Source organism: Methylorubrum rhodinum (assembly GCF_014199935.1).
GTDB classification, from domain to species: Bacteria; Pseudomonadota; Alphaproteobacteria; order Rhizobiales; family Beijerinckiaceae; genus Methylobacterium; species Methylobacterium rhodinum.
On record NZ_JACHOP010000045.1, the window covers coordinates 1 to 13,313 of the forward strand.

General features: G+C 70.0%; 16 protein-coding genes, 1 tRNA gene, 2 pseudogenes and 1 riboswitch. Of the genes and pseudogenes, 17 read left to right on the forward strand and 2 right to left on the reverse strand.

Going from position 1 to position 13,313, the window contains the following annotated elements:
• From HNR00_RS24980 to HNR00_RS25020, 9 genes and pseudogenes are all read left to right on the forward strand, one after another.
• Positions 1-1,189 (forward strand): annotated as a pseudogene (locus HNR00_RS24980) (hypothetical protein); the annotation flags it as partial.
• A gap of 3 nt (positions 1,190-1,192) precedes the next feature.
• Complete coding sequence (locus HNR00_RS24985; protein WP_183574219.1) at positions 1,193-1,429, forward strand: hypothetical protein; 237 nt, start codon at positions 1,193-1,195, stop codon at positions 1,427-1,429.
• On the forward strand, positions 1,426-1,884 hold the full coding sequence (locus HNR00_RS24990; protein WP_183574221.1) for a hypothetical protein: 459 nt from the start codon (positions 1,426-1,428) through the stop codon (positions 1,882-1,884). Before HNR00_RS24985 ends, HNR00_RS24990 begins: the two co-directional genes overlap by 4 nt.
• On the forward strand, positions 1,878-2,465 hold the full coding sequence (locus HNR00_RS24995) for a hypothetical protein (protein ID WP_183574223.1): 588 nt from the start codon (positions 1,878-1,880) through the stop codon (positions 2,463-2,465). The genes HNR00_RS24990 and HNR00_RS24995 overlap by 7 nt, the downstream gene beginning before the upstream one ends.
• Positions 2,462-2,770, forward strand: coding sequence for a hypothetical protein (locus HNR00_RS25000; RefSeq protein WP_183574225.1), 309 nt, complete (start codon positions 2,462-2,464; stop codon positions 2,768-2,770). The genes HNR00_RS24995 and HNR00_RS25000 overlap by 4 nt, the downstream gene beginning before the upstream one ends.
• The gene (locus HNR00_RS25005; protein WP_183574227.1) at positions 2,767-3,318 is read left to right on the forward strand and encodes a hypothetical protein; all 552 of its coding nucleotides are present in this window, start codon (positions 2,767-2,769) and stop codon (positions 3,316-3,318) included. The genes HNR00_RS25000 and HNR00_RS25005 overlap by 4 nt, the downstream gene beginning before the upstream one ends.
• Before the next feature lie 50 nt (positions 3,319-3,368).
• Positions 3,369-3,665, forward strand: coding sequence for a hypothetical protein (locus tag HNR00_RS25010; RefSeq protein WP_210306683.1), 297 nt, complete (start codon positions 3,369-3,371; stop codon positions 3,663-3,665).
• Positions 3,666-3,715: 50 nt separating this feature from the next.
• A complete protein-coding gene (locus tag HNR00_RS25015) occupies positions 3,716-3,940 on the forward strand; it encodes a hypothetical protein (RefSeq protein ID WP_183574229.1) in 225 nt (74 codons plus the stop codon).
• A complete protein-coding gene (locus HNR00_RS25020; RefSeq protein ID WP_183574231.1) occupies positions 3,930-5,024 on the forward strand; it encodes a tyrosine-type recombinase/integrase in 1,095 nt (364 codons plus the stop codon). Before HNR00_RS25015 ends, HNR00_RS25020 begins: the two co-directional genes overlap by 11 nt.
• Before the next feature lie 4 nt (positions 5,025-5,028).
• Here the strand turns inward: HNR00_RS25020 and HNR00_RS25025 are convergent.
• Positions 5,029-5,106: transfer RNA gene (locus HNR00_RS25025), tRNA-Pro, on the reverse strand.
• A gap of 325 nt (positions 5,107-5,431) precedes the next feature.
• On the opposite strand from HNR00_RS25025, the gene HNR00_RS25030 reads away from it, so the two are divergent.
• From HNR00_RS25030 to HNR00_RS25040, 3 genes are all read left to right on the forward strand, one after another.
• Positions 5,432-6,163 (forward strand): helix-turn-helix transcriptional regulator, encoded by a 732-nt coding sequence (locus HNR00_RS25030; RefSeq protein ID WP_183574233.1) that lies wholly within the window; start codon positions 5,432-5,434, stop codon positions 6,161-6,163.
• Between the two features lie 286 nt (positions 6,164-6,449).
• Positions 6,450-7,718 (forward strand): arsenic transporter, encoded by a 1,269-nt coding sequence (locus HNR00_RS25035; RefSeq protein ID WP_183574235.1) that lies wholly within the window; start codon positions 6,450-6,452, stop codon positions 7,716-7,718.
• A 25-nt stretch (positions 7,719-7,743) separates the two neighbouring features.
• Positions 7,744-8,673 (forward strand): DMT family transporter, encoded by a 930-nt coding sequence (locus tag HNR00_RS25040; protein ID WP_183574236.1) that lies wholly within the window; start codon positions 7,744-7,746, stop codon positions 8,671-8,673.
• 38 nt (positions 8,674-8,711) lie between these two features.
• Here HNR00_RS25040 and HNR00_RS25045 read toward each other — a convergent pair.
• Positions 8,712-9,047, reverse strand: a pseudogene (locus HNR00_RS25045) (IS66 family transposase); the annotation flags it as partial.
• Positions 9,048-9,095: 48 nt separating this feature from the next.
• A riboswitch (TPP riboswitch) is annotated at positions 9,096-9,218 on the forward strand.
• Between the two features lie 72 nt (positions 9,219-9,290).
• On the opposite strand from HNR00_RS25045, the gene thiO reads away from it, so the two are divergent.
• The 5 genes from thiO (at position 9,291) to HNR00_RS25070 (ending at position 13,082) form a co-directional block, all read left to right on the forward strand.
• Positions 9,291-10,505: a glycine oxidase ThiO gene (gene thiO / locus HNR00_RS25050; RefSeq protein WP_183574239.1), complete on the forward strand. Its 1,215-nt coding sequence runs from the start codon at positions 9,291-9,293 to the stop codon at positions 10,503-10,505.
• Positions 10,502-10,714: a sulfur carrier protein ThiS gene (gene thiS / locus HNR00_RS25055; protein ID WP_183574241.1), complete on the forward strand. Its 213-nt coding sequence runs from the start codon at positions 10,502-10,504 to the stop codon at positions 10,712-10,714. The genes thiO and thiS overlap by 4 nt, the downstream gene beginning before the upstream one ends.
• A 2-nt stretch (positions 10,715-10,716) precedes the next feature.
• Complete coding sequence (locus HNR00_RS25060; RefSeq protein WP_183574243.1) at positions 10,717-11,520, forward strand: thiazole synthase; 804 nt, start codon at positions 10,717-10,719, stop codon at positions 11,518-11,520.
• A complete protein-coding gene (locus HNR00_RS25065; RefSeq protein WP_312886120.1) occupies positions 11,517-12,146 on the forward strand; it encodes a thiamine phosphate synthase in 630 nt (209 codons plus the stop codon). The genes HNR00_RS25060 and HNR00_RS25065 overlap by 4 nt, the downstream gene beginning before the upstream one ends.
• Before the next feature lie 138 nt (positions 12,147-12,284).
• The gene (locus tag HNR00_RS25070) at positions 12,285-13,082 is read left to right on the forward strand and encodes an inositol monophosphatase family protein (RefSeq protein WP_183574245.1); all 798 of its coding nucleotides are present in this window, start codon (positions 12,285-12,287) and stop codon (positions 13,080-13,082) included.
• Positions 13,083-13,313: the final 231 nt, after the last annotated feature.

Consider the following 13,313-nt stretch of genomic DNA (forward strand, 5'->3'; position numbering starts at 1 on the left):
GCGCTCACCCGACCGGCTCCGCCGGCCAAGCTACCCGTGGAGCAAAGGCCGACCCTGCACTAACTTCGAACTTGGACCACCTCGTGGGGGCAGATTACCGGCGCTGGTCGCTGGGTTTGATCCTGATAGCGACGGGGCCAAGGCTCTCGCGGCGCTGACCACCGCGGCTCCGCCGCCCTCGACGGTCGATCCGATCTTCGCGGCGATCGAGGAGTGCGTGCGGCTGGAGGCTGAAAATTCTGCGGAGTACGCCAAGGGCAACGACGGCAACGCGACGCCCGCGCAGTCGGCCGCCACCTCGGCGGTTTGGCACCACATAAACGGCACGCTGTCGGAAACCGTGCCGACGACCGCCGCCGGCTGTGTCGCGCTGGCTCGGTTCATCCCGCCGCTATTTGATCGATGGGGTGCCAGCCTCGACGGCGAGCAGGCCGGCAAGCTTTTCCGCCTGATCGAACGCTCGCCTGCACACCAGCCGGAGCATTCCGAAGGTCCGGAAGCCGACGCTGAATTGATTGAGATCGGCCGGCAGTGGCCGGGGCTCGTCAAAGCTTATCTCAGCGCTGATAGCCGTGTTCACGATGTTGAGGAATTGGATGAAGAGCCGCAGCGGCAGAAGGAGCTGAACGTCTACAGCTTCGACAACCTCAACGGCTTCCCGCGCACGGAAGACTGGGGCAGCCGGTTCGCTCCTTACGATGCCGATCAGATCGAGGAGCTTCGAGCGGTGCCGCGTGTCGCCGTATACTTGGCGACCCCTCGCGGCGGAATCCGACGGGAGGATGGGACGTTCCTCAACATCAACGAAGCGGCGCAGCGGCGGGCCGAATCGATCATCGAGGCCTGGGATCGCTGGCAGGCCGAGATCGCAGCCTACGAGGCCAAGCACGATCTTCCAGCACTCAGGGCATCCTGTCGGGAGGCGACCGCCGCCTACGATGCAGCGATCCTGAAGGCCCGCTCCCTCCCGGCGCAGACAGCCGCGGGCTTGCTCGTGAAGGCCCGCATTGCGGCCGAGCTCTGCCCATTTGGTTTCAAGGAAGACGACGACGCGCTCGACGAGAACGCGATCCTCAAGAGTGTGCTGGCCGATTTGCTGAAGATCGGACAGCCGAGCGCCACAACCTTATGGGCAGCCGAGACCGATCCCGCCGCCATCGCCTCTGGCCGCACGGCGGTGGGTGCCTGAGCGATGAGCGCCGTCCTCGCCATCTCCCCACGTCGGCCGGATCAGTCCGGCCTCCGCCATCGCATCGAGCGCGCCCTCGAAGAAGCGCTCGATACCGCGGCCCGCCTCATCGCCTTCCTCGACGATCTCGATGGTGATCCCGACGCCGAGGACGACGGCACCGCCGAGCCCTCGCTCGCCGCCCTGGTGACGGGCGACGCGCAGATCCGCTGGGCCGGGTTCGAGGGAGGTGCAGCATGAGCACCTCCGACAAGCGCGACCCGGTCCGCGGCGTGAACCTCGTGCTGCTCTCGGACGGTCGCGAGATCCACCTCGACGACATCGCCACCGCTGCGCAAGGGCAGGCCATCCTCGACGGGCTCGACGGGGCGATCCTCACGATCGAGGATCAACTCGCTCATGCCGCCCCCGGTGCCGATCCGTCGTGGCGCAAGCGGGCCGAGATGGCGTTGAAGCGCAAACGGCGCCAGCGCCCGGCGCTCCAGCAGCGGATCGGCGTGCTGCGCCGCGCCGAGCGGCAGGCCGAGCAGCCGCAGTTCGAACCCGGCTTCCCGAAGCGCGATGATCGCCGCCGCGCCTTCATCGACGCGGCCACGGAGTTGCTGCCGCCCGAGACCGTCACGGAGATTTGGGCGCGCGCCGCCGAGCGAGTGCCGGTCGCGTTCGCCGCTGCGGACGGAGGCGACGCATGGTGAACGCACGCGCTGCCATCGCGGCCCACCGGGCTGCCTACGACGCCTTCCAGGTTGCGGTCGGTGATGCTCCCTCCCTCGAAGCCGAGGACGCCTACGACGCCGCCAGCGACGCGCTGGTGGCGGCCATCTGTCCCTCGCGAGCCGACGCGGGGGCTCTGCTGGCGTACCTGCGCTGGTGGATGGCCGAAGAGATCGAGTTCCGGAAGGCCTACGAGCCCGCCTACCGCATCGCCGAGGCGCGGGCCACCGATCTCGCGGCATGGCTGGAGCCGGCTGAACCGACAGTACCGGACCCGATCTTCACCGCCATCGAAATGGTCGCGGAAGCCGAGCGTGCCCACACGGTTGCGCTAGCTGGCCTCGACGAGAACGACGCCGCTCAGGTCCAATCGGCCAACACCGCGGCGGATGCGAGCAGTTCGGCGTTTAAACGCGCCTCGAAGGTCATGCCGACCACCTGGGGCGGCCTTCGGGCGCTGGCCGAGTTCTATGCCCGCGAGGCCGAGGCGAACGAGCCGTTCAGTTCGGGCGGTCGCTACCTCGCACACCTCGCGGCAGCTATCGCCGAGGTGCGGCCATGACGATCCCCGGCCCCTCCGACATTGAGGCGGCGTGGCGCGGCTTCCCGGCCGAGACGCGCGACCGCATCGGCATCGTCGCCCTCGACATGGTGTTCCAGGCCTTCGTCTCCGGCGACGGCTACGCGCCGGCCGATCGACCCGTGCAGGACGAGCAACTCCGCTACGAGGCCAACGAGGCCTGCGACCGCCGTCTCACCCAGCTCCACACCGAGATCGAGGGGGCTTTGCCGGATCTGTTCGGCCCGGACGGCGAGCACCCGGCTTGGTCCGACAGTCCCGGACCGCAGCCGAGGGGAGCGCCATGATCCCCAACGAGACGGCCGACAAGCTGAAGAAGCTGATTTCGCTGCTGAGCAGCGATCAGGACGGGGAAGTGCTCGGCGCCGCGCGCGCGATCGGGCGAACGCCGGCGGCGGCAGGTCTGGATTTCCACGCCCTGGCCGCGTGTGTCGGCCCGCGTACCCTGGGAGCGGGGTGGTCCGGGCCGGCCTTCGCCACGCCCGGCTTCAACTATGCCGACGCCTTTCGGCAGGCGCGGCCCCCGTATGGCCCCGACGAGCATCCCGACGCTCGCACCCGGAGCTTCGGACTGCCGATCTACACCGACGAGCGCGTCGAATCGTGGATGGAGGTCGGGCGGCACTGCCTGGATCTCAACCGCTCGATCCCGAAGAAGCATGGCGGGCGCTTCCTGCGCGAGTTCGAGATCAAGCTGGTCAGGGACTTCGCCGACGGACGTCTCTATCCGACCAACGCACCGGCCTCTTGGATGGAGTCGGTGGTGGCTCGCTGCCATCAGGCGCGGGCGGCGTGGCGACGGGCGAAAGCGGCGGAGACGGGAGGCGCATCGTGACCGAGCGCGAGCTTGCCGCCTTCCGGGCCGGCGTCCGTTAAGCGGCCGACATGGCGCACGTCTCGGCCCTGGGGCTGGAGCTGCGCGCCGACGGGGCCGAGATGCGCCAGCGGGCCGCCATTGAGGCGCTGCGCGGCCTCGCAGAGGGCTTGAAGGCGGCGGCGCATCCCGATCCAGCACCGGGCAGCCTCCCCGCCATCATGGCCGCCATCGCCACCGACCCGGCGGGCGTCGGCACCGCGACCTGTCCGGACTGCGCCGGGCGGCTCGCCTGGATCAAGGACGCGAGCAACGGCCACATCCACGCACGCTGCGAGGATGCCGGCTGCTTCACGGTGCTGCAGTGAGCGTGCTGGAGCGCCCTCCGACGACGCTCCCGGCCGGGGTGCACCCGCGGATGCTCAGCTGCGAGCAAGCCGCAGAATACTGCGGCTGCACCCTGAGCACCTTCGACGAATGGCGCCGGCGCGAGATCGTGCCGGGGCCGATGCCGGGCACGACCCGGTGGGACCGCCGTGCGATCGATCGCGCGGTGGACCGGCGCTCGGGCCTCGCCCCGCTCGACGAGCCTGACATCGACGAGTGGTTGGCCGAGAACACGAAGCCGAAGCATGCGCGTTGACCTGCCCGGCATCAACACCGTCCGGAAGAAGCTCGCCGACGGCACGGTGCGGACCTACCACTACCACCGCGCCACCGGCACCCGGCTCCAGGGCAAGCCCGGATCGGCCGAGTTCATCCGGTCCTTCGACGAGGCCGGGCGCGCCGCCGCGCTGGCGCGCAGTTCGGGCACGGTCGAGTGGCTGATCCGCGGCTATAAGGAATCGGGCTCTTGGAAGAAGCTCGCGGCCTCGACGCGCGAGATCGGCACGTTCGACCTGAACGCCTGCGAGGAGCGGTGGGGTTCGACCTCGCTCAAGATCGTCGAGAACCCGCGCAGCCGCCCGGCCTTCCTCGACTGGCACGACGAGCTGGCCGCGCAACACCCGCGCGCGGCCGACGCAAAGTTGGGGCGGCTCGCCCGTGTATTCGCGTGGGGCGTCGATCGCGGCCACATCAAGCACAATCCGATCGCCACTTTTGAGCGCGCCTACCGCTCCGGCCGGGCCGAGCTGATTTGGCTGCCCGACCACGTGGCTCGGTTTCAGGCCGTGGCCTTGCCCGAGCTGGCGCTCGCACTTATGTTGGCGCTCCACACAGGGCAGCGGCAAGGCGACCTGCTGCGGCTCCCCTGGAGCGCGTGGGACGGCACCGCCATCACCCTGCGCCAGGGGAAGGGCCGGCGCTTGATCTACGTGCCGGCGACGCGGGCGCTGAAGGCGGCGCTCGATGCCGCACCGCGCCGGGCCACGACCATCCTCGTCACGGCAAGGGGCCGGGCGTGGGGCAAGCGAAATTTCCATGACGAGTGGTCGGCGGCGTTCGCCAAGGCCCGGATCAACGACGACCTGCATTTCCACGATCTGCGCGGCACGGCGGTGACGATGCTGGCCGAAGCGGGCTGCACGGTGCCGGAAATTGCGACCATCACGGGCCACTCGCAGGCGCACGCGCAGAAGATCCTCGACCGGTATCTCGCCCGCACCCGCGCCCTCGCGGTGTCGGCTATCGCCAAGCTGGACGAACATCGGCGGAACCGGGAGCTGCAAACCGACGTGCAAACCGGCTCTGAGAGCCCCGGCGCAGACGAGGCTAAGTCCCTGTAAATAATGGTCGGAGTGGCGGGATTCGAACCCACGACCCCTAGTCCCCCAGACTAGTGCGCTAACCGGGCTGCGCTACACTCCGACGCCCCATGGGGCTCGGCGCTCTTAGCTTTCCGGTCGGGGCGACGCAACCCCTTTTGCGGAGCCGCCGGCTTCGGTGGGGCCGAAAGCGCCGATCGTGCGGGAACCTTGGGATCGATCGATTTCCGGCGGCGTCTGCGCAGCCGCCGCGTCTTGCGGCGGAACGGCGGCCGGTGCATCCCGAAAGGAGGATACGACCCGCGTTCGCCCAGGGCGGCCCGACAACCTCAAAGAAAATTTCCGCTGATTGTCTTGAGGGGTTATCAAAGGGTTGATTTCGACCTACGTTCGCGGAACGGCATTGTTTTTCTCGATTGCTTCAGGCCATGTCCAGAAAATCGCTTGACCTGACGTTGGAGATCCTCAAATCGCTCGATCGGGCGCATTCCCGCGAGGACATCCTGCGGGCCTTGCTGCCGCGGCTCAGCGGGTTCGGCATCGAATACATCATTTCCGCGATGATTCCGCAGAACCGTCTCCCGGCCCGGACGCAGAAGAACTACGTGATCTTGGAGAACACGGCCGAGGAATGGCGGCGGCACTACTTCTCGAAAGGCTACATGTATCAGGACCCGGTCGTGCAGGCGACGCTGCGCAGCACGACCGGGTTCGTGTGGTCGGAGATCGAACGCCCCGATACGCTCGATGCCCGTGCCAGACAGGTCATGGGCGAGGCCCGGGAGTTCGGCCTCGGCGACGGGTTCACCGTGCCGCTCGCGACCCTTGAGGAGGAGCGCGGGGGCCTGACCTTCGCCGGTCCGCGCCTCGAGATCAGTCCGGGGCAGCACGGCGTGCTGACGCTGCTCGCCTCCTACGTCGTGGGCCAGACGCTGCTCATCGACGGCGGCCCGACCGGCCGGCGCATCGGCTTGACCCCGCGCGAGCGCGAGAGCCTGCAATGGGCCGCCGAAGGCAAGACCGATTGGGAGATCGGCGAACTGATGGGCATCTCGCAGCACGGAGCCGATTTTCATCTGCGCTCCGCCCGGGTGAAGCTCGGCTGCGTCACCCGCACCCAGGCGGTCGCCGAGGGCCTGCGGCGCGGTCTGATCGTCTGATCCTCCGATCCTCCGATCGAAAACCGTTTCGGCTGTGATCCGCCTCACGGCGGCGGTCGCCCTGAGCAACGGCCGGTCACGACGCGCTCGGTGACGCGCCGCCGACCGGTATTCCGGACCTTTCCGAGATGCCCCGATCGTCGGCGAGCGGAGCGTTCCGGCGCTCGGCGCGTTCTGGTCCGGGCCCGCCCGGAGGCGGGCATCCGCGGCGACCGGTGCGGGCAGATTGGCCCGGATCGGCGGTCCGATTCCCGCTTCCTTCCGACTTCCAAGGACGACCGACGCGATGGGCGCGATCACCCTGACACCCCATCTCGCGACCTGGCTCATCGCCGCCTTGGCGACGATCGGGGTCATCCTGCGCCCGTTCTCCTGGCCCGAGGCGGTCTGGGCGGTGCTCGGGGCCGGCATCCTCGTCGCCCTCGGCCTGCTCGCGCCCGCCGCCGCCGTCGAGGGCGTGCTGAAGGGGACGGACGTCTACCTGTTCCTGGTGGGCATGATGCTGCTCTCCGAGATCGCCCGGAAGGAGGGCCTGTTCGACTGGCTCGCCGCCCACGCCGTGCGGGCCGCCAGGGGCTCGGCGACGCGATTGTTCCTCCTCGTCTACCTCGTCGGCACGGTGGTGACGGTCTTCCTGTCGAACGATGCCTGCGCGGTCGTGCTGACGCCCGCCGTCTTCGCGGCCACCAAGGCGGCCGGCGTCAAGCAGCCGCTGCCGTATCTCTTCATCTGCGCCTTCATCGCCAACACGGCGAGCTTCGTTCTGCCGATCTCGAACCCGGCCAACCTCGTCGTCTTCGCCGAACACATGCCGCCGCTCGGCCGGTGGCTGGCCACCTTCACGCTCCCCTCCGTGCTCGCGATCGTCGCGACCTACGCGGTGCTGCGTCTCACCCAGAACGCTCGGCTCAAGGCCGAGACGGTGGCGACCGAGGTCGAGACGCCGGCGCTCGGCTTCGGCGGCAAGGTCGCGGGCCTTGGCATCGTCGCCACGGGGGCTGCCCTCATCGCAGCCTCCGCCGCCGGAATCGAGCTCGGCCTGCCGACCTTCGTCGCGGGGTTCGCCACCACGCTCGTCATCCTCCTGATCAACCGGGGCGGTGTGGTCGAGGTCGCGCGTGACGTGTCGTGGAGCGTGCTGCCGCTGGTGGCCGGGCTGTTCGTGCTGGTCGAGGCGCTGGAGAAGACCGGCGTGCTGCAAATGCTCGCCGACCTCCTCAAGCGCACAGCCGCGGGCGATCCGGCGCTCGCCGCCTGGGCCGGCGGCGCCATCGTGGCGTTCGGGTCGAACCTCGTGAACAACCTGCCCGCGGGCCTGCTCGCCGGCGCGGCGGTGCAGGCCGCCCACGTGCCGGAGAAGGTCGCGGGCGCGATCCTGATCGGCGTCGATCTCGGGCCGAACCTCTCGGTCACCGGGTCGCTCGCCACGATCCTGTGGCTCACCGCGATCCGCCGCGAGGGCCAGGACGTCTCGGCCTTCGCCTTCCTCAAGCTCGGCCTGCTGGTGATGCCGCCGGCCCTGATCCTGGCGCTCGGCGCCCTGCTCCTCGTCTGACTCGTCCGATCGGAGACCCGCGCCCGTGAACGCCGCCCTGCTTTACCCCTTCATCCTCGTGGCCGGCGCGCTCCAGGCGCTCGGCAATTCCATGAACGCGCAGCTGCGCGGCCATCTCGTCAACCCGTTCCTCGCCGCCTCGGTCTCGTTCCTGCCGATCGTCTTCGTCTTCGCCACCCTGTTCCTCGTGATGCCGATGCCGCTGCCGAGCGCGGAAAATCTCGCCGGCATGCCCTGGTACGCGCCGCTCGGCGGCGTCGCCGGGGCGGTGGCGGTGTTCGGCGGCCTCGCCTTCGTCGACAAGGTCGGCGCCGGCCCGTTCAACGGCCTGACGCTGACCGCCAACATCCTGACCTCGCTGGCGCTCGACGCGCTCGGTCTGTTCGGGCTGCAGGGCGGCGGCTTCAGGCTGACGCCCTGGCTCGGCGGATTGCTGATGGTGGTGGGCGTCACCTTCATCGCCCGCGTCACCCCGGACAAGGGCGAGTCGAAAGATGCCGGCCACGGCCTCAACCCGCGCCTGCTCTACCCGTTCATCGTCGCGGCGGGCGCGCTGCAGGCCATCGGCGTGGTGTGGAACGCGCAGCTGCGCGGTGCCCTGATCAATCCGTGGCTCGCGGCGCTGGTCTCGTTCATCCCCGTCGTGTTCGTGTTCGTGCTGGTGTTCCTGCTGCGCCCCAAACCCCTGCCGCAGCGGGCCGACATCGAGGGCGTGCGCTGGTGGATGCCGCTCGCGGGGCTGACCGGCGCGGTCGCGGTTTTCGCGGGCCTTCTGTTCGTCGACAAGGTGGGGGCCGGCGCGTTCAACGGCCTGCTCATCACCGCGAACCTCCTGACCTCGGTGGCCCTCGACCATTTCGGCTGGCTCGGGATGAAGCCGGTGCGGGCCGGCCCCGCGCGTCTCGGCGGCGCCGCGTTGATGGTCGCCGGCATCGTCCTGATCTCGATCTCCTGATCTCCCCCGCTCGGTGCCGGACCACCGGCTCCGACGGTTTCGCACCGCGCCGAGGCAGCGCCTGCATCTTCGCGATCCTGCGCAACCTTATCTACGGCGAGTGCCGCCGCGAGATCGGGGACGCGCGGCCAGGGCAACTACGGATTGCAGCCGGAGTTGCCAGGCGCCAGGGCACCGGATCGTCGCTGACCCTCATCCTGAGGCTTGTGAAGGACAACGACATAGGCGACGTCGCGGGCGAGAGGGGCGAGGCAGGTCTGATCCCGGGCCGCATGACCCTGCTGCCCCGTGTAGCGGTCCGAGATCCACACCGCGGGCCGGGGCCCGTCCATCGTCTCGCGCATCACGATGGCGCCGCGGGTCGGGGAGCCGTGGAGTGCTGGCGGGGGATTGACCCGCGGCGTTTGCGGGCCCACATCGAAACCCGTTCCAGGGAGATCCCCGACAAGGGGCTGAGAAACCGCTATCGCCGTTACCGGCAGCGCGGAAATCCTTCGAACCTGATCCGGCTCATACCGGCGTAGGGATTGGACCTGAAGGGTCACCGCAAGGCGAACCCGCTTCATCGGAAGCGCACGGTATCCGGTTCCTGCGGGCAACCCGCGGACGGCGTACCCATGTCCGAGATTCTGACGTCCCCGTTCGAGCGACGCCGCGGCCTCGATGCGCGCCCGCGCGCCGCCGCCTTGCCCCAGCGCGCCGATGTCGTCGTGGTCGGCGGCGGGCTGATCGGCCTGTCGATCGCGTGGCGGCTGGCCGAGGCTGGGCGCTCCGTCGCGGTGATCGAGCGCGGCCGGGTCGGCGACGGCGCGAGCCTGGCCGCCACCGGCATGCTGGCGCCGGCCGCAGAGCACGAGCCCGGCTCCGACGGTCTGCTGCCGCTGGCGCTCGAATCCCTGAACCGCTGGCCGGGTTTTCGCGACGCGTTGCAGGCCGCCTCTAGCCTCGACATCGATTACCGCGCGGACGGCACCGTGGTGCTGGCGGTCGGCCGCGACGAGGTCGAGCGCCTGCGCTTCCGCTTCGATCTCCAGAAGCGCTCGGGCGTGGCCGCCGAATGGCTGTCCGGTCCGCAGGTTCGCGCCCGCGAGCCGCTGCTGCGGCCGAACGTGACCGCGGGCATCCTCTGCCCGCTGGACGCCCAGGTCGATCCGCGCCTCGTCATGGCCGCGCTGCTGCGCGCTTGCGAGGCAGCAGGCGTCGTCATCGTCGAGGAGACGGCCGTCGATGGCCTGGAGCGCCGCGGCGGCCGGGTCGTTGGGGTGCGGGCCGGTGAGACCGCGGTCGCCGCCGACACGGTGATCCTCGCCGCCGGCGCCTGGAGCGGGCAGCCCGGGTTCTTGCCGGATGGCTTCGCTCTCCCTGTTCGGCCGCTAAAAGGGCAGTCGCTAGCGCTCCGCACCACGCGGCGCACCGGCACGCTGTCCGGCATGGTCTGGACCGCCGAAATCCACATGGCGCCGAAGGGCGACGGCGGGCTCATCATCGGCGCGACCGTGGAGGATTGCGGCTTCAAGCCCGGCGTCACCGCGGGCGGGCTTTTTGCGCTCCTTGAAGGTGCGCGAAGAATCCTGCCGGGCGTCGAGGAGATGGAGGTCGAGGCGGTCTGGAGCGGCTTTCGTCCGACTTCGGACGACGATGCGCCGATCATCGAGGAGGCCGCGCCGGGCCTCATCGTCGCCACGGGACACCACCGCAACGGCTACCTGCTCGCCCCCGCCACCGCGGACGCCGTCGCCGGCTTGGTGCAGGACGGCGCGCTGCCGGACTTCGCCCGGAACTTCGGCCGGGCGCGCTTTGGAACGACAGGCGAGGGGAGGGCCGTCGCATGAGGCTGACCGTCAACGGAGAGGCCTGCGAGCGGGAAGCGGCCGACCTTGCCGCCCTGTTCGCCGCGGAAGCCGAGGAGCGGGGCATCGAGAGCCCGGAGGGCATCGCCATCGCGGTCAACGGGCGCGTCGTGCGTCGGTCCGCTTGGGGTGAGACGCCCGTCAACGAGGGCGACCGCATCGAGATCGTCCGCGCGATGCAGGGAGGCTGACCATGAACCATCACGACACCACGCTTCGTCCCGCTGCCGCCGACGACGCCCTGGAGATCGCGGGCGTGCGGCTGTCTTCCCGCCTGTTCATCGGCACCGCGGGCTATCCGAGCCAGGAGATCATGGCCCAGTCGGTGCGGGCCTCGGGCGCCGAGGTGGTCACCGCCTCGATCCGCCGGGTCTCGCTCCAGGGCCACGGCTCGGACACGTTCCAGAAGCTGAAAGGGGCCCGATTCCTGCCCAACACCGCCGGGTGCGAGACGGCGCGCGACGCGATCATGACCGCCGAACTCGCCCGCGAGGCGCTCGGCACCACCTGGATCAAGGTCGAGGTGATCGGCGACCGGGAGACGCTCTACCCCGACGTCACCGAGCTGATGGAGGCCTGCCGCCATCTCGTCGACGACGGCTTCACCGTGCTGCCCTATTGCAACGACGATCCGGTGATCTGCGAGCGGCTGGCCGATATCGGCTGCGCCGCGGTGATGCCGATGGGCTCGCTGATCGGCTCCGGCATGGGCATCGCCAATTCGGCCAACATCGAGCTGATCTGCCGCCGGGCCAAGGTGCCGGTGATCGTGGATGCCGGCATCGGCACCGCCTCCGACGCGGTCATCGCCATGGAACTCGGCGCCGCCGCCTGCCTCATCAACACCGCGGTGGCCAAGGCCGACGATCCGGTGCGGATGGCGGGTGCCATGCGCCATGCCGTCGAGGCGGGTCGGCTCGCGCATCTGGCCGGGCGCATCCCCCGCCGCGGCCGGGCCGAGCCGTCGAGCCCGCAGCTCGGCCTCGTCGGCTCGTGAACCGTACACTGCCGCCGCCGCTCCTCGTCGTCACCGACCGTCACGGCGCGCCCCGGCCGCTCGCCGAGACCGTGCGGGCGGCGGTGGCGGGCGGCGCCCGTTTCGTCTGGCTGCGCGACCGCGACCTCGACCGCGAGGCCCGCCAGGCCCTCGCCCTCGATTTTCTGGCAGCTTTGACGCCGCTCGGCGGACACCTCGTCATCGGGGCCGACATCGCGCTGGCGGCGGAGACGGGCGCCCACGGCGTCCATCTCGGCGGCGCGGCGGGTCCAAGGGGCATCGCACAGGCGCGGGCGGCGCTCGGACCGGACGCCCTGATCGGCGTCTCGGCGCATGGTCCCGAAGAAGTCGCTGCGGCGGCGGAAGCCGGCGCGGATTACGCGACGCTGAGCCCGATTTTTTCGACCGCCAGCAAGCCCGGCTACGGCCCGGCGCTGGGCCTCTCCGCCCTGGAGGCCTGCCGCACCCTGCCGATCCCGGTCTTCGCGCTGGGCGGGATCGATGCAACCAATGCATCGATCTGCCTCGATGCGGGCGCTGCAGGCATCGCCGCCATGGGCGTCCTGATGCGCGCGGCCGATCCGGAGGCCGAGACGCGCGCGCTGCTGCGAACACTCGGCGGCTGAACACCTTTTCGCCCCGGCGGCATGCCCGATCTGCGGATGGGCCATGGCGCGCGGCGCCAACCCGTATAGAACCGGGCCGAGAATCATCCCCGAACGATCCATGAGCGCGCCCTTGCCGGGCGCCCCGAGCCAGACCGCATGATCAACTCCCCCCTCATGACCGTGATGGTCGATGCCGTGCGCAAGGCCGCCCGCGGGCTCAAGCGCGACTTCGGCGAGATCGAGAACCTTCAGGTCTCGCGGAAGGGGCCGGGCAACTTCGTCTCCGCCGCCGACCGGAAGGCCGAGGAGGTGCTGAAGGAAGCGCTGATGAAGGCGCGCCCCGGCTACAGCCTGATCCTGGAGGAGACCGGCAACGTCGAGGGCACCGACAAGAGCCACACCTGGCACGTCGACCCGCTCGACGGCACCACCAACTTCCTCCACGGCATCCCGCATTTCGCGATCTCGGTCGGGCTGGAGCGCGACGGACAGATCGTGGCCGGGGTGATCTACGATCCGATCAAGGACGAGCTGTTCATCGCCGAGCGCGGCAAGGGCGCCTATCTCAACAACCGCCGCCTGCGCGTCTCCGGCCGCCAGGACCTGTCCGACGCGGTGGTGGCCTACGGCACGCCCTATCTCGGCCGCGGCAGCCACGGCCGCCTCCTCAAGGAAGTCGCCGCGGTGATGGCGGTGTCCGGCGGCACCCGCCGCTTCGGTTCGGCGGCGCTGGATCTGGCCTACGTCGCCTGCGGCCGCACCGACCTCTATTGGGAGCGCGACCTCCAGACCTGGGACATCGCGGCGGGTATCATCCTCGTGCGCGAGGCCGGCGGCTTCGTCTCCAGCGCCGACGGCGGCGCCGAGCCGCTCGCCGCCCGCTCGGTGGCCTGCGGCAACGAGGTGCTGCATCGCGAGCTGATCGCCCTGCTGCGCAAGGCCAACGCGTCCTGAACTCCACGCCCGTCATTCCGGGGCCGCGCAGCGGAACCCGGAATCCACGACTGGCCGCGGCGGTGGCCTTCAGCGTTGCATCACGGGTGGATTCCGGGTTCTCGCCTGCGGCGCGCCCCGGAATTGTCTGTTGGCACTCTGCTAGGAAGAGGCCGCCCCGCAGCCGCGGGGTGCCTGGTCCGGGTGGCCACCCGGACCAGGCGCGGGGCGCCGACCGTCCCGGAATGGGGC

What these genes read in the sequence shown, in the direction of transcription:
- HNR00_RS24985 (WP_183574219.1), top strand. Translation starts at nt 1,193, where the DNA reads ATGAGCGCCGTCCTCGCCATCTCCCCACGTCGGCCGGATCAGTCCGGC.
- HNR00_RS24990 (WP_183574221.1), top strand. Translation starts at nt 1,426, where the DNA reads ATGAGCACCTCCGACAAGCGCGACCCGGTCCGCGGCGTGAACCTCGTG.
- HNR00_RS24995 (WP_183574223.1), top strand. Translation starts at nt 1,878, where the DNA reads ATGGTGAACGCACGCGCTGCCATCGCGGCCCACCGGGCTGCCTACGAC.
- HNR00_RS25000 (WP_183574225.1), top strand. Translation starts at nt 2,462, where the DNA reads ATGACGATCCCCGGCCCCTCCGACATTGAGGCGGCGTGGCGCGGCTTC.
- HNR00_RS25005 (WP_183574227.1), top strand. Translation starts at nt 2,767, where the DNA reads ATGATCCCCAACGAGACGGCCGACAAGCTGAAGAAGCTGATTTCGCTG.
- HNR00_RS25010 (WP_210306683.1), top strand. Translation starts at nt 3,369, where the DNA reads ATGGCGCACGTCTCGGCCCTGGGGCTGGAGCTGCGCGCCGACGGGGCC.
- HNR00_RS25015 (WP_183574229.1), top strand. Translation starts at nt 3,716, where the DNA reads ATGCTCAGCTGCGAGCAAGCCGCAGAATACTGCGGCTGCACCCTGAGC.
- HNR00_RS25020 (WP_183574231.1), top strand. Translation starts at nt 3,930, where the DNA reads ATGCGCGTTGACCTGCCCGGCATCAACACCGTCCGGAAGAAGCTCGCC.
- HNR00_RS25030 (WP_183574233.1), top strand. Translation starts at nt 5,432, where the DNA reads ATGTCCAGAAAATCGCTTGACCTGACGTTGGAGATCCTCAAATCGCTC.
- HNR00_RS25035 (WP_183574235.1), top strand. Translation starts at nt 6,450, where the DNA reads ATGGGCGCGATCACCCTGACACCCCATCTCGCGACCTGGCTCATCGCC.
- thiO (WP_183574239.1), top strand. Translation starts at nt 9,291, where the DNA reads ATGTCCGAGATTCTGACGTCCCCGTTCGAGCGACGCCGCGGCCTCGAT.
- thiS (WP_183574241.1), top strand. Translation starts at nt 10,502, where the DNA reads ATGAGGCTGACCGTCAACGGAGAGGCCTGCGAGCGGGAAGCGGCCGAC.
- HNR00_RS25060 (WP_183574243.1), top strand. Translation starts at nt 10,717, where the DNA reads ATGAACCATCACGACACCACGCTTCGTCCCGCTGCCGCCGACGACGCC.
- HNR00_RS25070 (WP_183574245.1), top strand. Translation starts at nt 12,285, where the DNA reads ATGATCAACTCCCCCCTCATGACCGTGATGGTCGATGCCGTGCGCAAG.